Annotated in this window: 18 protein-coding genes; 8 read left to right on the forward strand and 10 right to left on the reverse strand. The window is 61.3% G+C overall.

Going from position 1 to position 17,695, the window contains the following annotated elements:
* Positions 1–83: 83 nt before the first annotated feature.
* From trmB to TU73_RS23245, 4 genes are all read right to left on the reverse strand, one after another.
* Positions 84–809 carry a tRNA (guanosine(46)-N7)-methyltransferase TrmB gene (gene trmB, locus TU73_RS23230; protein WP_057014175.1) on the reverse strand — a complete coding sequence of 242 codons (726 nt, stop codon included), beginning with the start codon at positions 807–809 and terminating at the stop codon, positions 84–86.
* Positions 810–818: 9 nt separating this feature from the next.
* Positions 819–1,613: a thiazole synthase gene (locus TU73_RS23235; protein ID WP_017530960.1), complete on the reverse strand. Its 795-nt coding sequence runs from the start codon at positions 1,611–1,613 to the stop codon at positions 819–821.
* A gap of 54 nt (positions 1,614–1,667) precedes the next feature.
* A complete protein-coding gene (gene thiS / locus TU73_RS23240) occupies positions 1,668–1,868 on the reverse strand; it encodes a sulfur carrier protein ThiS (protein WP_057014230.1) in 201 nt (66 codons plus the stop codon).
* A gap of 71 nt (positions 1,869–1,939) precedes the next feature.
* Complete coding sequence (locus TU73_RS23245) at positions 1,940–2,320, reverse strand: DUF423 domain-containing protein (RefSeq protein ID WP_057014176.1); 381 nt, start codon at positions 2,318–2,320, stop codon at positions 1,940–1,942.
* A gap of 74 nt (positions 2,321–2,394) precedes the next feature.
* Here TU73_RS23245 and mtgA point away from each other — a divergent pair, with 74 nt between their 5' ends.
* Positions 2,395–3,117: a monofunctional biosynthetic peptidoglycan transglycosylase gene (gene mtgA / locus TU73_RS23250; protein ID WP_057014177.1), complete on the forward strand. Its 723-nt coding sequence runs from the start codon at positions 2,395–2,397 to the stop codon at positions 3,115–3,117.
* Positions 3,118–3,305: 188 nt separating this feature from the next.
* Here mtgA and rpoH read toward each other — a convergent pair whose 3' ends face one another.
* From rpoH to ftsY, 4 genes are all read right to left on the reverse strand, one after another.
* Positions 3,306–4,160: an RNA polymerase sigma factor RpoH gene (rpoH, locus tag TU73_RS23255; RefSeq protein WP_003176698.1), complete on the reverse strand. Its 855-nt coding sequence runs from the start codon at positions 4,158–4,160 to the stop codon at positions 3,306–3,308.
* A 129-nt stretch (positions 4,161–4,289) separates the two neighbouring features.
* Positions 4,290–5,312 (reverse strand): permease-like cell division protein FtsX, encoded by a 1,023-nt coding sequence (gene ftsX / locus TU73_RS23260; protein WP_057014178.1) that lies wholly within the window; start codon positions 5,310–5,312, stop codon positions 4,290–4,292.
* The gene (gene ftsE / locus TU73_RS23265) at positions 5,309–5,980 is read right to left on the reverse strand and encodes a cell division ATP-binding protein FtsE (RefSeq protein ID WP_003195112.1); all 672 of its coding nucleotides are present in this window, start codon (positions 5,978–5,980) and stop codon (positions 5,309–5,311) included. The genes ftsX and ftsE overlap by 4 nt, the downstream gene beginning before the upstream one ends.
* On the reverse strand, positions 5,977–7,353 hold the full coding sequence (gene ftsY, locus TU73_RS23270; protein ID WP_056846967.1) for a signal recognition particle-docking protein FtsY: 1,377 nt from the start codon (positions 7,351–7,353) through the stop codon (positions 5,977–5,979). The genes ftsE and ftsY overlap by 4 nt, the downstream gene beginning before the upstream one ends.
* Before the next feature lie 338 nt (positions 7,354–7,691).
* On the opposite strand from ftsY, the gene TU73_RS23275 reads away from it, so the two are divergent.
* The 4 genes from TU73_RS23275 to TU73_RS23290 are packed head-to-tail and all read left to right on the forward strand — an operon-like array spanning position 7,692 to position 12,194.
* Positions 7,692–9,047, forward strand: a complete 1,356-nt coding sequence (locus tag TU73_RS23275; RefSeq protein ID WP_057014179.1) for a M16 family metallopeptidase — start codon at positions 7,692–7,694, stop codon at positions 9,045–9,047.
* A complete protein-coding gene (locus tag TU73_RS23280; RefSeq protein ID WP_057014180.1) occupies positions 9,040–10,530 on the forward strand; it encodes a M16 family metallopeptidase in 1,491 nt (496 codons plus the stop codon). The genes TU73_RS23275 and TU73_RS23280 overlap by 8 nt, the downstream gene beginning before the upstream one ends.
* Positions 10,530–11,147 carry a 16S rRNA (guanine(966)-N(2))-methyltransferase RsmD gene (gene rsmD / locus TU73_RS23285; RefSeq protein WP_057014181.1) on the forward strand — a complete coding sequence of 206 codons (618 nt, stop codon included), beginning with the start codon at positions 10,530–10,532 and terminating at the stop codon, positions 11,145–11,147. Before TU73_RS23280 ends, rsmD begins: the two co-directional genes overlap by 1 nt.
* A gap of 51 nt (positions 11,148–11,198) precedes the next feature.
* Entirely contained in the window at positions 11,199–12,194 is a 996-nt protein-coding gene (locus tag TU73_RS23290; protein ID WP_057014182.1) for a hydrolase, read from the forward strand.
* 117 nt (positions 12,195–12,311) lie between these two features.
* On the opposite strand, the gene TU73_RS23295 is transcribed toward TU73_RS23290, so the two are convergent.
* A complete protein-coding gene (locus TU73_RS23295; protein WP_057014183.1) occupies positions 12,312–13,166 on the reverse strand; it encodes a sulfurtransferase in 855 nt (284 codons plus the stop codon).
* A gap of 34 nt (positions 13,167–13,200) precedes the next feature.
* Positions 13,201–13,872, reverse strand: a complete 672-nt coding sequence (locus tag TU73_RS23300) for a TetR/AcrR family transcriptional regulator (RefSeq protein ID WP_057014184.1) — start codon at positions 13,870–13,872, stop codon at positions 13,201–13,203.
* A gap of 145 nt (positions 13,873–14,017) precedes the next feature.
* On the opposite strand from TU73_RS23300, the gene TU73_RS23305 reads away from it, so the two are divergent.
* Genes TU73_RS23305 through TU73_RS23315 form a run of 3 tightly spaced genes read left to right on the forward strand, consistent with a single transcriptional unit; the run spans position 14,018 to position 17,674 of the window.
* Complete coding sequence (locus TU73_RS23305) at positions 14,018–15,445, forward strand: coniferyl aldehyde dehydrogenase (RefSeq protein ID WP_057014185.1); 1,428 nt, start codon at positions 14,018–14,020, stop codon at positions 15,443–15,445.
* Between the two features lie 29 nt (positions 15,446–15,474).
* Positions 15,475–16,020: a hypothetical protein gene (locus tag TU73_RS23310; RefSeq protein ID WP_057014186.1), complete on the forward strand. Its 546-nt coding sequence runs from the start codon at positions 15,475–15,477 to the stop codon at positions 16,018–16,020.
* Positions 16,021–16,078: 58 nt separating this feature from the next.
* Entirely contained in the window at positions 16,079–17,674 is a 1,596-nt protein-coding gene (locus TU73_RS23315; RefSeq protein WP_057014187.1) for a GMC family oxidoreductase, read from the forward strand.
* The last annotated feature ends 21 nt before the right edge of the window (positions 17,675–17,695 follow it).

Consider the following 17,695-nt stretch of genomic DNA (forward strand, 5'->3'; position numbering starts at 1 on the left):
CTCGGTGTATCAGTGATACCGAGGTGATGCTATCGCAGGCAAGCCAGCTCCCACAGTTGATTGCATTTCAAGCTGATGACTGTTTAAGCCAGCTTCTCAAACTTCAAATCCCACACCCCATGCCCCAGCCGCTCACCACGGCGCTCGAACTTGGTAATCGGCCGCTCGGCCGGGCGCGGCACGCATTTGCCATCTTCCGCCAGGTTGCGGTAGCCAGGGGCGACGTTCATCACTTCCAGCATGTATTCCGCGTACGGTTCCCAGTCGGTGGCCATGTGCAGGATACCGCCCACTTTCAGCTTGCTGCGCACCAGCTCCGCGAAGGAGGCTTGGACGATACGGCGCTTGTGGTGACGGGCCTTGTGCCATGGGTCGGGGAAGAACAGCATCAGGCGGTCGAGGCTGTTGTCGGCGATGCAGCGGTTGAGCACTTCAATCGCGTCGCAGTCGTAGACCCGCAGGTTTTTCAGGCCTTGGGTCAGCACACCGTTGAGCAGTGCACCAACACCTGGGCGGTGGACTTCCACGCCGATGAAATCCTGCTCCGGGGCGGCCGCAGCCATTTCCAGCAGGGAATGGCCCATGCCGAAACCGATCTCCAGGGAGCGTGGGGCCGAACGGCCGAACACTTGGTCATAGTTCACCGGCGCATCGGCCAGGGGCAACACGAACAGCGGCGTGCCTTGTTCCAGGCCCTTTTGTTGGCCTTCGGTCATGCGGCCGGCGCGCATCACGAAACTCTTGATGCGGCGATGCTTGGACTCGTCGCCCTCTTCCACGGTGTTCGGCGTTTCGTTTGATTCAGTCATCAATAGCTCTTACTTGATCAGACCATCCAGCGGCGAAGAGGCGCTGGCATAGAGTTTTTTCGGCATGCGCCCGGCGAGGTAGGCCAGGCGGCCCGCGACGATGGCGTGGTTCATGGCTTGGGCCATCATGATTGGTTGCTGGGCATGGGCAATGGCCGAGTTCATCAGTACGGCGTCGCAGCCCAACTCCATGGCGATGGTCGCGTCGGAGGCTGTGCCCACGCCTGCATCCACCAGTACCGGAATCTTGGCTTCTTCGAGGATGATCTGCAGGTTATAAGGATTGCAGATCCCCAGGCCGGAACCGATCAGACCGGCCAGCGGCATCACCGCGATGCAGCCGATTTCTGCCAGTTGGCGCGCGATGATCGGGTCATCGCTGGTATAGACCATCACGTCGAAGCCTTCCTTGACCAGGGTTTCAGCGGCCTTGAGGGTTTCGATCACGTTGGGGAACAGAGTTTTTTGGTCGGCCAGCACTTCGAGCTTCACCAGGTTGTGGCCGTCGAGCAGCTCACGGGCCAGGCGGCAGGTACGCACGGCTTCGATGGCGTCGTAGCAACCGGCCGTATTTGGCAAGAAGGTGTAGCGATCCGGCGACAGCACTTCGAGCAGGTTCGGCTCGCCTTCGATCTGGCCGAGGTTGGTGCGGCGCACGGCGAAGGTGACGATCTCGGCACCCGAGGCTTCGATGGCCAGGCGGGTTTCTTCCATGTCGCGGTACTTGCCGGTGCCGACCAGCAGACGGGACTGGTAGGTACGACCGGCCAGGACGAAAGGCTTGTCGCTACGAACGATGCTCATGGGAAATCCTCTGGTTGGATGAGGTTCTGCAGAATGCGTTGCGGCCGTGGCGGGCTAGCCGCCGCCGATGGCGTGAACCACTTCGACCTGGTCGTTTTCTTTCAGCGAGGTCTCGGCGTGCTGGCTACGCGGGACGATATCCAGGTTGAGCTCCACTGCGACGCGACGCCCGGTCAGGTCCAGGCGGGTCAGCAGGGCCGCGACGGTTTCGCCATCGGGCAGTTCAAAGGATTCGCCGTTCAACTGAATGCGCATGCCACGGGCCGCCATCGTTTTTAGGGGCCAGTATTCTAGCTCGATTGGGACCTAAAGGTCAGCTCCAAGCGTCAAGCGGTCAGCTGCAAGCGCCAGGCCGCGAGGCCGAGAAAGAACCAGCCGAGCAGGAATGCCAGCCCGCCGAAGGGCGTGATGATCCCCAGTTTGCTGATGCCGGTCAGGGTCAGCACATACAGGCTGCCCGAGAACAGCAGAATACCGACGGTAAACGAGACGCCCGCCCAGCTGACCAATCGGCCAGGAATATGTGCCGCCAGCAAGGCCACGCCGAACAGCGCCAAGGCGTGCACCAGCTGGTAAGTCACACCGGTGTGAAAGATCGCCAGGTACTCGGCGCTCAGGCGGTTTTTCAGGCCGTGGGCGGCGAACGCCCCCAGGGCGACACCGGTAAAGCCGAAAAAGGCAGCCAGCATCAGAAAGCTACGCAGCATGGGGAACTCCAGTCAGACTCATCGGGCAGGGTCTGTATAATGGCCCGCTCAACGGGTTCGGCCAAGCCATCTCTATGCTGCGTGTCCTCTTCAAACGCTTTCTCAATGTCGTGAAATGGTTTGCCATCGGCAGTGTGTTGCTGGTACTGCTGTTCAGGGTCGTCCCGCCGCCGTTCACTGCATTGATGGTGGAGCGCAAGGTCGAATCCTGGATCGACGGCGAGCCCATTGACCTGCAACGCACCTGGGTGCCGTGGGATCAGATTTCCGACGACCTGAAAGTGGCGGTGATGGCCGGTGAAGACCAGCGCTTCCCGCTACATTGGGGCTTTGATTTTGGCGCGATCCAGGCGGCGATCCTGCACAACGAGCGTGGCGGCTCGATTCGCGGCGCCAGTACGCTGAGCCAGCAAGTGTCGAAAAACCTGTTCCTGTGGGCCGGCCGCAGCTATTTGCGCAAGGGCCTGGAAGCGTGGTTTACCGGGTTGATCGAGGCGTTGTGGCCCAAGGAGCGGATTCTTGAGGTGTACCTCAATAGCGTGGAATGGGATGAAGGCGTATTCGGCGCAGAGGCGGCGGCGCGGCATCATTTTGGCGTGAGTGCCAAGGGGCTTTCACGGCAACAGGCCAGTTACCTGGCGGCAGTGTTGCCCAATCCGCGGGTGTGGAGTGCCAGCCATCCGACGGCCTATGTGGCAAGGCGGGCGGCGTGGATTCGCCAGCAGATGAGCCAGTTGGGCGGGGATGGTTACCTGGTGGAGCTGAACAACTCTCGAAAGGCACCTTGGTCCGACTGACACAATACGGGACCTGTGGGAGCTGGCTTGCCTGCGATGAGGGCAGGTCAGCCAATTTATCTGCAAACTGACACACCGCTGTCGCAGGCAAGCCAGCTCCCACAGTGGTCTGCGCTGGGTTTAAAATTTACGAGCACATACAAAAATGCCCCGATCTTTCGACCGGGGCATTTTTTGTTCGCGGCGTTTTAGGCGGCGATCGACAGCTTCAGCTTGTTCATCGCGCTTTTCTCAAGCTGGCGAATCCGCTCGGCCGACACGTTGTACTTCTGCGCCAGGTCGTGCAGCGTGGCTTTCTCTTCCGCCAGCCAGCGCTGGTAGAGGATGTCACGGCTGCGGTCGTCCAGCACTTCCAGCGCTTCGTGCAGGTTGTGGTTGGAGTTGTCGCTCCAGTCGGCGTCTTCCAGTTGACGCGCCGGGTCGTACCGGTGGTCTTCCAGGTAGTTGGCCGGCGATTGGAAGGCGCTGTCGTCATCCGCTTCGGCGGCTGGGTCGAAGGCCATGTCATGGCCGGTCAGGCGGCTTTCCATTTCGCGCACTTCACGGGGTTCCACGCCGAGGCTTTCGGCCACGCGGTGGACTTCCTCATTGTTCAGCCAGGCCAGGCGTTTCTTCTGGCTGCGCAGGTTGAAGAACAGCTTGCGCTGGGCCTTGGTGGTCGCCACTTTCACGATGCGCCAGTTGCGCAGGATGAACTCGTGGATTTCCGCCTTGATCCAGTGCACGGCAAACGACACCAGGCGCACCCCCATTTCAGGGTTGAAGCGCTTTACAGCCTTCATCAGGCCGACGTTGCCTTCCTGGATCAGGTCAGCCTGGGCCAGGCCGTAGCCGCTATAGCTACGGGCGATATGTACGACAAAACGCAGGTGGGCGAGCACCATCTGCCGAGCCGCCCCCAAATCCTGCTCATAGTAGAGACTCTCGGCCAGTTCACGCTCCTGCTCAGGCGTCAGCAATGGAATGCTGTTGACCGTGTGCACATAGGCTTCCAGGTTCGCACCCGGGACCAAGGCATAAGCAGGTTGCAAAGAAGTGGTCATACGAAAAAACCTCCGACTCACATAACTCGTGCAGTTCAGCACTGCGAAAATTGACCGGGAACCGTAGGACAAGTTCCCTATACCACTGATACGGTCAATACAAACGAAACTACATTACCCTGGCATTAACTACTTCGGCGCCAGCTCACGTAAATGCCGTGCTACCGCAATCCAGGCACCGATATACCCCAACAGGACCGCGCCAAGCAAGAGACTCAGACCATCGGCAACCGGCACCCCAGCCAGGGCAAAATCACTGCCATACAAACCGGCCAGCCCAACAACCGCGTCGTTCAGCCAGTCAAGGCCAAACGCCAGTACGCCCCAGGACAAAACCCCGGCACCCAAGCCATAAAGCGCGCCCATGTACAGAAAAGGACGACGCACATAGCTGTCCGTGCCGCCGACCAGTTTAATCACTTCTATCTCGGTGCGACGGTTTTCAATATGAAGACGAATGGTATTACCTATCACCAAAAGTAATGCAGACACCAACAACACCGTCAAACCGAACACAAAGCGGTCGCCCAGCTTGAGGATCGCGGCCAGGCGCTCTACCCAGACTAGATCAAGTTGCGCCTGTTGCACCTTCGGCATCGCTGCGAGTTTTTGTCGCAGGGCCTCCAGGGCCGGCTTATCGACTTCGTTCGGCGTCACCAGCACCACGCCAGGCAATGGGTTCTGCGGCAGCTCCTTGAGCGCCTCGCCCAGGCCGGATTGCTGCTGGAACTCTTCAAGGGCCTGGTCGCGGCTGATGTACTCGGCCTCGGCAACGCCCGGGATGTTCTTGATGTCGTCGCGCAGCGCTTCGCCGTCCTTGCTGCTGGCGTCCAGGTTCAGGTACAGCGAAATCTGGGCCGCACGCTGCCAGGAACCACCCAGGCGCTCGACATTATTAAGCAGCAGCGACAAACCCATCGGCAGGCTCAACGCCACGGCCATCACCAGACAGGTGAAAAAGCTGCCGATCGGCTGCTTGCCCAGGCGGCGCAGGCTGTCGACCAGGCTGGCCCGATGGCTTTCGATCCAGGCATGCAGCAAGGTGCCGAAGTCAGGACCGTCGTCTTCGTCGCGCTTTTTCTTCGGCGGCTGCGGGTCGGCCGGTTTCGGCGCCACGCGTTCGGATACTTTAGGGCTGCGAGTGGCACTCATACGCCGGCCTCCCCGTCACCAATCAAACGACCGCGTTGCAGGGTCAGCATGCGATGGCGCATGCGGGCAATCAGGGCCAGGTCGTGGCTGGCGATCAGTACGCTGGTGCCCAGGCGGTTGATGTCTTCAAATACTCCCATGATCTCGGCTGCCAGGCGCGGGTCGAGGTTACCGGTGGGTTCGTCCGCCAGCAGCAAGGCCGGGCGATGGACGATGGCGCGGGCGATACCGACACGCTGTTGCTGGCCGGTGGACAGGTCGCCGGGGAAGAGGTCGGTCTTGTCCGACAACGCCACGCGCTCCAGGGCTGAATCCACGCGCTTGACGATCTCGGCCTTGGACAGCCCGAGGATCTGCAACGGCAAGGCCACGTTGTTGAACACCGTGCGATCGAACAGCAACTGGTGGTTCTGGAACACCACGCCGATCTGGCGGCGCAGGAACGGAATCTGTGCATTGCTGATGGTCGCCAGGTCCTGGCCTGCCAGCAGCAACTTGCCGGTGGTCGGGCGCTCCATGGCCAGCAACAGGCGCAACAGGGTACTTTTGCCAGCGCCGGAATGGCCGGTGACAAACAGGAATTCGCCACGACGCACGCGAAAGCTCAGCTCATGCAAGCCCACATGCCCGTTGGCATAGCGTTTACCGACCTGCTCGAATCGAATCATGAACGCTCCCGCTCGGCAAACAGTGCCTGTACAAAGGGTTCGGCTTCAAAGGTGCGCAGGTCATCGATGCCCTCACCGACACCGATATAACGAATCGGCAACCCGAACTGTTTAGCCAGGGCGAAAATCACACCGCCCTTGGCCGTGCCATCGAGCTTAGTCAATGCCAGGCCGGTCAGTTGCACCGTCTGGTTGAATTGCTTGGCCTGGCTGATGGCGTTCTGGCCAGTGCCGGCGTCGAGCACCAGCAAGACTTCGTGGGGCGCGTCGGCGTCGAGCTTGCTGATGACACGGCGGACTTTCTTCAGCTCTTCCATCAGATTGTCTTTGGTGTGCAGGCGACCTGCGGTATCGGCGATCAGCACGTCGATATTACGGGCCTTGGCCGCTTGCACGGCATCGAAGATCACCGAGGCGGAATCGGCACCGGTGTGCTGGGCGATCACCGGGATCTTGTTGCGCTCGCCCCATACCTGCAGCTGCTCGACAGCGGCGGCACGGAAGGTATCACCGGCGGCGAGCATGACTTTCTTGCCCTCGCCCTGCAGCTTCTTGGCCAGCTTGCCGATGGTGGTGGTCTTGCCGGCGCCATTGACGCCGACCACCAGGATCACGAACGGCTTGTTCGGCGTGATCACCAGCGGCGCTTCCACCGGCTTGAGCATCGCCGCCAGTTCGGCCTGCAAGGATTTGTACAGGGCATCGGCGTCGGTCAACTGCTTGCGCGCGACCTTCTGGGTCAGGCTCTGGATAATCACGGCGGTGGCTTCGACACCCACGTCGGCGGTGAGCAGTCGGGTCTCGATGTCTTCCAACAACTCATCATCAATGACCTTCTTGCCCAGGAACAGGCTGGCCATGCCCTCGCCGATGCTGGCGCTGGTCTTGCTCAAGCCTTGTTTGAGGCGGGCGAAGAACCCGGTCTTGCTGGTTTCGGCAGGGACGGTTGGCTCTTCGATCACCGCGGGAGCGGCAATCTGCACGGGCGCCGGCTCGACCGGTGCTTCGACAACCACCGGCTGCGGCTCGATAACCACCGGGATCGGCGGAGCCACATGCTCGGCCTGCACATCTTCAACCAGTGCCACAGGTTCTTCGGCCACCGGCAATTGCGGCCACGGTTTGTGCTCGGGTTCAGGCTCGGGCTCTGCCTCGACCACCGGCTGCAATACCGGCTCGGCCATCGGCAACACCACCGGCGCCGGAGTATCGGCAACCGGTTCGGCTTCTACTAAAGGCTCAGGAACGGGCTCGGGTTGAACCTGCGGCTGTTCGACGACGGTTTCCTGCGGCTTTTTGCGCAGCCATCCGAACAGGCCTTTTTTCTCGCCAGCCGCAGCTGGGCTCTTCTTGTCGTCGTTGGAACCAAACATGGAGGACGGCTATCTCAAAGTAGCGATGCGCCAGGGCGCCTCGGTAAATAAATTCGATGCAGAACAGACTGCTTTAACGCCCGCTTGTTCATGCGCAACATTTTGTAAGGCGTAAATAAAGGCCTTGGCAAATCGTTTCAATATAGGAGTGAAGCGATAAAATCGGCGAAAAGTTGAAGATCGTCGGGGAAAAACACCCTCTATTCCAACATTCCTACGACTGGATCCGGGACAAGATGACGACCGCAGTGGCCGTCCCTAAATCGGATCAGTATCCTAGCACCTCCTCGCCCGCCGACGCTAAGACCAAGCGGGCAGCCCAACAGGTTAAAAAACGAATGAATGCTCTAGCCCGCCGCGCCGCAGGCCTGCTGCTCAGCACAGTTTGTCTGCCCCTTTCAGCCCTGGCTGCCGACCCACAACCCACCCATGAATTCACCCTGGATAACGGCCTTAAAGTGGTCGTGCGCGAAGACCATCGCGCGCCAGTGGTGGTTTCCCAGGTCTGGTACAAGGTTGGTTCAAGCTACGAAACCCCGGGCCAGACCGGTTTGTCCCACGCCCTGGAACACATGATGTTCAAGGGCAGCGCCAAGGTTGGCCCCGGCGAAGCCTCGCTGATCCTGCGTGACCTGGGCGCCGAAGAAAACGCGTTCACCAGCGATGACTACACCGCCTACTACCAGGTGCTGGCCCGCGACCGCCTGGGCGTGGCCTTCGAACTGGAAGCCGACCGCATGGCCAGCCTGCGCCTGCCGGCCGACGAGTTCAGCCGCGAAATCGAGGTAATCAAGGAAGAACGCCGACTGCGCACCGACGACAACCCGATGTCCAAGGCCTACGAGCGTTTCAAGGCCATGGCCTTCCCCGCCAGCGGGTACCACACGCCGACCATCGGCTGGATGGCTGACCTGGACCGCATGAAGGTCGAGGAGCTGCGCCACTGGTACCAATCCTGGTATGTACCGAACAACGCCACCCTGGTGGTGGTCGGCGACGTGACCCCGGACGAGGTGAAAAAGCTGGCCCAGCGTTACTTCGGCCCGATCCCCAAGCGTGATGTGCCACCGGCGAAGATCCCAATGGAGCTGCCCGAGCCTGGCGAGCGCCTGCTGACCCTGCACGTGCAGACCCAACTGCCGAGTGTATTTCTGGGCTTCAACGTCCCTGGCCTGGCCACTGCCGAAGACAAACGCTCGGTGCAAGCCCTGCGCCTGATTTCGGCTCTGCTGGACGGCGGCTACAGCGCGCGCATCTCTGAACAACTGGAGCGTGGCGAAGAGCTGGTGTCTGCCGCTTCCACCAACTACGACGCCTATACCCGTGGCGATACGCTGTTCATGCTGTCGGCCACACCCAACCAGCAGAAGAAAAAGACCGTCGCCCAAGCCGAAGCCGGCCTGTGGCGCCTGCTTGATGAGTTGAAAGCCAAGCCGCCGACTGCCGAAGAACTGGAACGCATCCGTGCCCAGGTGATTGCCGGCCTGGTGTACCAGCGCGACTCCATTACCAGCCAGGCCACGGCCATCGGCTCCCTGGAGACCGTCGGCCTGTCCTGGAAACTGATGGACAGCGAGTTGGCCGATCTGCAAAGCGTCACGCCGGAAGATATTCAGAAAGCTGCCCGCACCTATTTCACCCGCGAACGTCTGAGCGTCGCCCATGTTTTGCCTGAGGAGACCGCTCATGAGTAATCGTAAAAGCAGCCGCCTGATCCTGCCCGGGCTGATCGCCATCACCTTGATGGCGGCCAGTGCCGTGTATTTCCTGCGCCCGAGCGAGTCGGTCGCCAGCCAGGCCCTGGACAAGGCCCAATCGGCCAGCACCCTGCAATCCCTGGCAGAACTGGACGGCAAGGCGCCGACCAACCGCAAGCTTGATGTACAGACCTGGACCACCGCCGAAGGCGCCAAGGTGCTGTTCGTCGAAGCCCATGAACTGCCGATGTTCGACATGCGCATCCTGTTCGCTGCCGGCAGCAGCCAGGATGGCGATACACCGGGCCTGGCACTGATGACCAATGCCATGCTCAACGAAGGCGTGCCGGGCAAGAATGTCAGCCAGATCGCCAGTGGTTTTGAGGGTTTGGGCGCCGACTTCGGCAATGGCGCCTACCGCGACATGGCGCTGGTCTCCCTGCGCAGCCTGAGCGACAGCGACAAGCGCGAAGCCGCCCTGACATTATTTGACCAAGTGATCGGCCAGCCGACGTTCCCGGCGGACTCCCTGGCACGGATCAAGAACCAGATCCTGGCCGGTTTCGAGTACCAGAAGCAGAACCCCGGTAAGCTGGCGAGCATTGAGCTGTTCAAGCGCCTGTATGGCGACCACCCTTACGCGCACCCAAGCGAAGGCACCCCCGAGAGCGTGCCGAAGATCACCCTGGCACAGCTGCAGGCGTTCCATGCCAAAGCTTATGCGGCCGGTAATGCGGTGATTGCGGTGGTGGGCGATCTGACCCGCGCTGAAGCCGAGGCCATGACGGCCAAGGTCTCTGCATCGCTGCCCAAAGGCCCGGCCATGGCGAAGATTGCCCAGCCGACCGAGCCAAAAGCCGGCCTGAGCCGCATCGAGTTCCCATCCAAGCAAACCCACTTGCTGTTCGCGCAACTGGGGATCGACCGCGCCGACCCGGACTACGCTGCTTTGTCCCTGGGCAACCAGATCCTCGGCGGCGGCGGCTTCGGCACCCGCTTGATGAGTGAAGTGCGTGAGAAGCGCGGCCTGACCTACGGCGTGTACTCCGGCTTCTCACCGATGCAGGTGCGCGGCCCGTTCATGATCAACCTGCAGACCCGCGCCGAAATGAGTGGTGGCACCCTGCGCCTGGTTGAAGACGTGCTGGCTGACTACCTCAAGACCGGCCCGACGCAAAAAGAACTGGATGACGCCAAGCGCGAACTGGCCGGCAGCTTCCCGCTGTCCACCGCGAGCAATGCCGATATCGTCGGGCAGTTGGGCGCCATGGGTTTCTACAACCTGCCGCTCAACTATCTGGAAGATTTCATGAAACAATCCCAGGCCCTGACCGTAGAGCAGGTCAAGGCAGCCATGAACAAACACTTGAGCGCCGACAAGATGGTCATCGTGACCGCCGGCCCGACGATTGCGCAAAAGCCACTACCGCCCCCCACTGATAAACCTGCCGAGCAGCCGCTCGGGGTTCCGGAGCATTAATGGCCAGTTCATCTCGCCCGAAAAAACCTGTCCACAACGTACATAACGGTGTGGGCCAACTGCGCATCATTGGCGGTGAATGGGGCAGCCGCAAGCTGAGCTTCCCCGACGTCGTCGGCCTGCGCCCGACGCCAGACCGCGTGCGTGAAACCCTGTTCAACTGGCTCGCGCCGTATATCGGCGGGGCCAAGGTGCTCGATCCGTTCGCCGGCAGTGGCGCGCTGTTCCTGGAGGCGTTGTCCCGTGGTGCCGCCCAGGGCCAGGCGCTGGATGCCAGTAATGTGGCAGTGTCCAGCCTCAAGGAGCACCTGGGCACACTGCGCTGCACTACCGGCCAGGTGCAGACGGCCGACGCGCTGCGCTACCTGGAAACCCAGGCGGCCACGGAATATGACGTGGTGTTCCTCGACCCGCCGTTCAACCAGAACCTGCTGCCGACCGTGTGCGCATTGCTGGAAGAGCGCCAGTGGTTGGCGCCGGATGCCTGGGTCTACACTGAAAGCGAGACCGCGCCGTCCACACTCGGCCTGCCAGGCGGCTGGCGCCTGCACCGGGAGCAGAAATCCGGGCGAGTGTATTACGCGCTGTGGCATCGGTTGATCGAAAACGCCGCTTAACCTGTGGCTAGGGAGCTTGCCACGGCGAGCTCACTGGCTACCGAGAGTTTCATGACCCCCTCTTCCGACTTGTTCAAACCCGCCTTCGGCCTCGGCAACCCCCACCTGCAAACATTGTGGGGGCCGCTGTGGCGCCCGACGACCCACATCGAGCGCCAGCGCGAACGCCTGTGGCTGGAAGACGGCGACTTCCTCGATCTCGACTGGCACGGCCCCCACGATGCACAGGTACCCTTGGTGCTGGTGTTGCATGGCCTCACCGGTTCGTCCAACTCACCCTACGTGGCCGGCCTGCAAAAAGCCCTTGCCGCCCAAGGCTGGGCCAGCGTCGCATTGAACTGGCGGGGCTGTTCCGGCGAGCCGAACCTGCTTGCCCGCAGCTATCACTCCGGCGCCAGCGAAGACCTGGCGGCGGCGATTGCCCATCTGCGTGCCAAACGGCCGCTGGCGCCCTTGTATGCCGTAGGGTATTCACTGGGCGGCAATGTATTGCTCAAGCACCTGGGGGAAACCGGCATGGCTTCGCAGCTGCAAGGCGCGGCGGCGGTGTCAGTGCCATTTCGCCTGGATCAGTGCGCTGACCGCATCGGGCTGGGGTTTTCGCGGATCTATCAGAAACACTTCATGCGCGAGATGCTGGCGTATATCCGCGCCAAGCAGCGCCAGTTTTTGCAGGATGGCCGTGAGGAAGGGCTCAAAACCCTGGAGGCACTGGGCTCCCTGGAGAAGATGCGCACGTTCTGGGACTTCGACGGGCGGGTAACCGCGCCGTTGCATGGTTTTCTGAGTGCTGAGGATTACTATCGCCGCGCCTCCAGTCGCTACTACCTGGGCGATATCCGCACGCCAACGCTGATCATCCAGGCGGCCGATGATCCGTTTGTGTTTGCTCATAGCCTCCCCGAGGCGAGTGAACTCTCGGAGTGCACCGAGTTTGAGCTGCTGGCCAAGGGTGGGCATGTGGGGTTTGTGGAGGGTTCGCTGAAGCGCCCTGGATACTACCTGGAGCGCCGGATCCCTGACTGGTTACTGACACAACGCGGTTAAAAATGTGGGAGCGGGCTTGCTCGCGAATGCGGTGTAACAGTCACACCTGTATCGACTGACACCCTGCATTCGCGAGCAAGCCCGCTCCCACATTTGATTGGGTTTGCAGATCGAGCCTTAGTCGCCCGTTGCTATTTCCCGGGCTGGATCCGTAATCCACTCGCTCCACGACCCCGCGTACAACTTGCCCAACGGATATCCCGCCAACGCCAGGGCAAACAGGTTATGGCATGCCGTCACCCCCGAACCGCAGTACGCCACCAACTCCTCCGGCGGGCGCCCTTGCAACTGCGCGGCAAAGCGTTGCTTGAGCTGCTCGGCCGGCAGAAAGCGCCCGTCACTGCCCAGGTTTTCAGTGAACGCTGCGCACTGCGCGCCAGGGATGTGCCCGGCAATCGGATCGATGGGTTCAACCTCTCCACGAAAACGCGGCTGGGCGCGGGCGTCTATCAAGGTCAAGCCAGGTCGGCCCAAGCGTTTGTGCAAGTGTTCGGCATCCAGCACCAGCCGATTATCCGGCGTTCCGGCAAAGGTGCCCGGCTCGATCACCGGTGCATCCAGGCTCAGGGGGAGACCGGCGCTATGCCAAGCCTTGAGGCCACCGTCGAGAATAAACACGCCCTCCCGCTTGCCCAGCCAGGCCAACAGCCACCAGGCACGGGCCGCATAGGCGCCTGGGCCATCGTCATACAGCACCACATCGGTATCGGCGCTGATGCCCCAGGCCCGTAGCTGCTTGGCGAACGTGTCTGCTGCTGGCAAAGGATGACGACCCGTCACGCCCTTGGTTACCGGGCCACTGAGGTGGCGCTCCAGGTCGGCGTATTGAGCCCCCTCGATATGCCCTTCGGCGTAACTGCACAGCCCATAGTCCGGGTCCTCCAGGGCAAAGCGGCAATCCAGGATCACCAGCCCGGCCGACTTCTGGCGCTCGGCCAATTGCTGGGGGCTGATCAGTTGGGCAAGCGGCATGACGGACTCCTGTGAATACAAAGGGGGAAAGATCCTACTTCACTTCTTCCAGTGCCTGGTTCAACGGCACGTAAAACTCTTTGAACAAGGCGCCCACCGCCTCTTTGGCCTGGGGCGTGACAAACCCCGCCTCCAGCACCAGCACCTGGTACACCCCGCGCTTGATCGCTTCGGCGCTCAGGTGGGTGGATTTCTCATTGGTGGTGCACAGGAATCGCACCCACGAGGTCAGGATGATCCAGGCGTTCAGGGTCAGGGCCTCGGTTTGCACCGGGTCCATATTGAGAATGCCCGCGTCGACAAACCCCTGGTAGATGGCCCCCCCCTGGATCAGGCAACGCTGGGAAAACCGCCGGTAGCCGGTGGCCAGTTCCGGGTCGCTTTCGAGTAAATGTTCAAGATCGCGGTGCAGGAAACGATAACGCCACATGCCCGCCAGCACGGCCTGCAGATAAAAACGCTTGTCTTCCACCACCATCGCTCGGCCCTGGGGCGGGCGCAGGAAACTGTCCACCAACGCTTCATATTCGCGAAACAGCACGGCGATGATCGCCTGCTTGTTGGGGAAGTGGTAGTACAGGTTGCCCGGGGAAATTTCCATGTGGGCGGCAATGTGGTTGGTGCTGACACTGCGCTCGCCCTGCTGGTTAAAAAGCTCCAGGCTGGTTTGCACAATGCGCTCGCTGGTCTTTACTCGTGGTGCCATGGGGGATCAGCTTCTATACACGGGATGGGCCATCTTACGGCCTATGCCGGCCAGGATAAATCCGGATGTTACTGCAATGTTATTTGACAATTTAGAGTAATGACTCTAAAAATCCAGGCAGACCAATAACAACCGGGACCGCGCCATGTCTGCCAACGTTGCCTACCTGCAAGATTCCCAGGCGCTGGATCACCTCCAGGACCTGTTCGACGCCCAACGTCGCGCCTACGCCGCTAATCCTATGCCACCGGCGGCGCAACGCCAGCAATGGCTCAAGGCCTTGCGGGACATGCTCAGCGATGAACGCCAGGCGCTGATCACGGCGATCAGCCAGGACTTCAGCCATCGCAGCGCGGACGAAACCCTGTTCGCCGAACTGATGCCCAGCCTGCACGGCATTCACTATGCCAGCAAACACCTCAAGGGCTGGATGAAACCCTCCCGCCGCGCTGTAGGCATTGCCTTCCAGCCCGCCTCCGCCAAGGTCATTTACCAACCCTTGGGCGTGGTCGGTGTCATCGTGCCGTGGAACTACCCGTTGTACCTGGCCATCGGTCCGCTGGTCGGTGCGTTGGCAGCCGGCAACCGGGTGATGCTCAAGCTCAGCGAATCCACACCGGCCACCGGCGAACTGCTCAAGGCGTTGCTGGCCAAGATCTTCCCCGAGGACCTGGTGTGCGTGGTACTGGGCGAAGCCGAAGTGGGCATGGCGTTCTCCAAATTGCGCTTCGATCACCTGCTGTTCACCGGTGCCACCAGCATTGGCAAGCATGTGATGCGCGCAGCCGCCGAACACCTCACGCCGGTCACCCTTGAGTTGGGCGGTAAGTCGCCAGCCATTGTCTCGGTCGATGTACCCCTCAAGGACGCCGCCGAGCGTATTGCCTTCGGCAAAACCCTGAACGCCGGGCAAACCTGTGTGGCGCCGGACTATGTGTTGGTTCCGGAAGACCGCGTGGAGGGGTTTGTCGAGGCTTACTCCAAGGCCATTCGCGGGTTCTATCCGACCCTGGCTGACAACCCGGACTACACCGCCATCATCAACGAGCGGCAACTGGCCCGGCTCAATGCGTACGCCAAGGACGCCACCGACAAGGGCGCCACCCTGATCCCGCTGTACGAGCAAGGCCAGGCGCGGCGGATGGCCCACAGCCTGCTATTGAATGTCAGCGACGACATGACCGTGATGCAGGACGAAATCTTCGGCCCGCTTTTGCCCATCGTGCCTTATCGCGGCCTTGACCAAGCCTTTGCCTACATCAACCAGCGTCCGCGCCCACTGGCCCTGTATTACTTCGGCTACAACAAGGGCGAGCAGGAGCGGGTGCTCCACGAAACCCACTCCGGTGGCGTATGCCTGAACGACACCTTGCTGCACGTCGCCCAGGATGACATGCCGTTCGGTGGCATCGGCCCGTCGGGCATGGGCCATTACCACGGCCATGAGGGTTTCCTGACGTTCAGCAAGGCCAAGGGCGTGCTGGTCAAACAACGCCTCAACGCAGCGAAGCTGATCTACCCGCCCTATGGCAAATCGATCCAGAAACTGATCCAGAAGCTGTTTATCCGCTGATAACCCCCACCTTCGGGACGATAAAAATAATGAACCCCAGCCTGACTGACTCACCCGCGCTGTCGCGGCGCGGCGTCTTGAAAATCGGCCTGTGCGCCAGCGCGTTTCTCGCTACTGCCGGGCTCGGCGCCACCCTCAGCGGCTGCTCCAGCAGTACACCGGCCAGTGGCTTTGCCATGTTGCGCGCCAGTGACTTGCCGTTTTTGCGTGCGGTGATCCCGGTGCTGCTGGAAGGCGCGGCCAGCGCCGAGGCGGTGATCGCTGGCATTGACGACACCCTGAAAAAGCTCGACTACAGCCTGCAGCACTTGTCGCCAGAGATGTTCAAGCTCACCCAGCAGTTATTTGACGTGCTGAGCATGGGTATCACCCGCGGCCCGTTGACCGGGATCTGGGGCAGCTGGGAGAACGCCAGCAACGAGCAAATCCGCAACTTCCTGCACCGCTGGGAGAACAGCTATCTGAACCTGCTGCGCATGGGCCAGGGCTCGCTGCTCAAGCTGGTGATCATGGCCTGGTACTTCCGGCCCGCGTCCTGGGCCCATTGCGGCTACCCCGGTCCGCCGAAGATCTAGCGTTGAAACCCGCTCCCACATTGACCGCAACTTCGTACAAGAATAAGAGTGCACACCTATGCCCGTACCCGATCTGTTCCGCGACGGCCTGGCCCGAGGCTGGAAAACCCACAACGGCGCCGCCCTCGACAACGACCTGACCCTGGAAGCCGATGTAGCCATTATCGGCAGCGGTGCCGGTGGTGGCACCACCGCCGAAATCCTCAGCGCCGCCGGCTACAAAGTGTTGTTGATCGAAGAAGGCCCGCTCAAGACCAGCAATGACTTCAAGCTGCTGGAGGATGAAGCCTATGCCAGCCTTTACCAGGAAGGCATAGGGCGTATGAGCAAGGACGGCGCCATCACTATCCTGCAAGGCCGGGCGGTGGGCGGCACCACTTTGATCAACTGGACTTCCAGTTTTCGCACCCCCGACGCCACCCTCGCCCACTGGGCCAGCGAATACGCAGTGAAAGGCCACAGCAGCGCCGAAATGGCGCCCTGGTTCGAAAAAATGGAACAGCGCCTGGGCATCGCGCCGTGGGCGCTACCGCCGAATGCCAACAACGATGTGATCCGCAAAGGCTGCGAAAAACTCGGCTACAGCTGGCATGTGATCCCACGCAATGTGCGCGGCTGCTTCAACCTGGGTTATTGCGGCATGGGCTGCCCGGTTAATGCCAAGCAGTCGATGCTGGTGACGACTATCCCCTCCACCCTGGAAAACGGCGGCGAGCTGCTGTATCTGGCCCGCGCCGAGCAGCTCAAATACAGTGGCGACACTATCAGCAGCCTGGAGTGCATGGCCATGGACGAACGCTGCGTGGCGCCGACCGGGCGCAAGATCAGCGTGAAGGCCAGGCACTACGTGCTGTCGGGCGGTGGCATCAACAGCCCGGCCCTGCTGATGCGCTCGGACGCACCCGACCCGCATTCGCGGCTGGGCAAGCGCACCTTCCTGCATCTGGTCAATTTCTCCGCCGGGCTGTTCGACGAAGTGATCAACCCGTTCTACGGTGCGCCGCAGTCGATCTATTCCGACCATTTCCAATGGCAGGACGGCACCACCGGCAAAATGTCCTACAAGCTTGAAGCGCCGCCCTTACATCCTGGATTGGCCAGCACCTTGTTCGGGGGCTACGGCACGCAGAACGCGCTGGACATGAATCGGCTGCCCCATACCCACGCCATGCTCGCATTGCTGCGCGACGGTTTTCACCCCGACAGCCCAGGTGGCACTGTGGATCTGCGCGGTGACGGCACGCCGGTGCTCGACTATCAGGTCTCACCCTACGCCTGGGATGGCCTGCGCCGAGCCTTCCACAGCATGGCCGAGATCCAGTTCGCCGCAGGGGCCAAATCGGTCAAGCCCCTGCATCACGATGCACGGTTCGTGAACACCTTGGCCGAAGCACGCAACGTGATTGACGGTTTGAGCCTGGAACTGCACCGCACAACCCTGGGCAGCGCCCATGTGATGGGCGGTTGTGCCATGGGCGAAGATCCGAAAAACGCCGTGGCCGACAGCCTTGGCCGACATCATCAGTTGCGCAACCTGTCGATTCACGATGGCTCGTTGTTCCCCACCAGCATTGGCGCCAACCCGCAATTGTCGGTGTACGGATTGACCGCGCAACTGGCGACAGCGTTGGCCGAACGTCTGAAAACGGCATGAAAAAGCCTGGGATTAACGACC

Source organism: Pseudomonas libanensis (assembly GCF_001439685.1).
GTDB classification, from domain to species: domain Bacteria; phylum Pseudomonadota; class Gammaproteobacteria; order Pseudomonadales; family Pseudomonadaceae; genus Aquipseudomonas; species Aquipseudomonas libanensis.

Excerpts from the sequence above, each read along its gene's own strand:
- ftsX (WP_057014178.1), bottom strand. The coding sequence starts at position 5,312 with ATGAGTGCCACTCGCAGCCCTAAAGTATCCGAACGCGTGGCGCCGAAA.
- ftsE (WP_003195112.1), bottom strand. The coding sequence starts at position 5,980 with ATGATTCGATTCGAGCAGGTCGGTAAACGCTATGCCAACGGGCATGTG.
- mtgA (WP_057014177.1), top strand. The coding sequence starts at position 2,395 with ATGCTGCGTGTCCTCTTCAAACGCTTTCTCAATGTCGTGAAATGGTTT.
- TU73_RS23310 (WP_057014186.1), top strand. The coding sequence starts at position 15,475 with ATGAACCCCAGCCTGACTGACTCACCCGCGCTGTCGCGGCGCGGCGTC.
- thiS (WP_057014230.1), bottom strand. The coding sequence starts at position 1,868 with ATGCGCATTCAGTTGAACGGCGAATCCTTTGAACTGCCCGATGGCGAA.
- TU73_RS23235 (WP_017530960.1), bottom strand. The coding sequence starts at position 1,613 with ATGAGCATCGTTCGTAGCGACAAGCCTTTCGTCCTGGCCGGTCGTACC.
- TU73_RS23315 (WP_057014187.1), top strand. The coding sequence starts at position 16,079 with ATGCCCGTACCCGATCTGTTCCGCGACGGCCTGGCCCGAGGCTGGAAA.
- rpoH (WP_003176698.1), bottom strand. The coding sequence starts at position 4,160 with ATGACCACTTCTTTGCAACCTGCTTATGCCTTGGTCCCGGGTGCGAAC.
- rsmD (WP_057014181.1), top strand. The coding sequence starts at position 10,530 with ATGGCCAGTTCATCTCGCCCGAAAAAACCTGTCCACAACGTACATAAC.
- TU73_RS23300 (WP_057014184.1), bottom strand. The coding sequence starts at position 13,872 with ATGGCACCACGAGTAAAGACCAGCGAGCGCATTGTGCAAACCAGCCTG.
- TU73_RS23305 (WP_057014185.1), top strand. The coding sequence starts at position 14,018 with ATGTCTGCCAACGTTGCCTACCTGCAAGATTCCCAGGCGCTGGATCAC.
- TU73_RS23275 (WP_057014179.1), top strand. The coding sequence starts at position 7,692 with ATGAATGCTCTAGCCCGCCGCGCCGCAGGCCTGCTGCTCAGCACAGTT.
- TU73_RS23290 (WP_057014182.1), top strand. The coding sequence starts at position 11,199 with ATGACCCCCTCTTCCGACTTGTTCAAACCCGCCTTCGGCCTCGGCAAC.
- ftsY (WP_056846967.1), bottom strand. The coding sequence starts at position 7,353 with ATGTTTGGTTCCAACGACGACAAGAAGAGCCCAGCTGCGGCTGGCGAG.
- TU73_RS23245 (WP_057014176.1), bottom strand. The coding sequence starts at position 2,320 with ATGCTGCGTAGCTTTCTGATGCTGGCTGCCTTTTTCGGCTTTACCGGT.
- TU73_RS23280 (WP_057014180.1), top strand. The coding sequence starts at position 9,040 with ATGAGTAATCGTAAAAGCAGCCGCCTGATCCTGCCCGGGCTGATCGCC.
- trmB (WP_057014175.1), bottom strand. The coding sequence starts at position 809 with ATGACTGAATCAAACGAAACGCCGAACACCGTGGAAGAGGGCGACGAG.
- TU73_RS23295 (WP_057014183.1), bottom strand. The coding sequence starts at position 13,166 with ATGCCGCTTGCCCAACTGATCAGCCCCCAGCAATTGGCCGAGCGCCAG.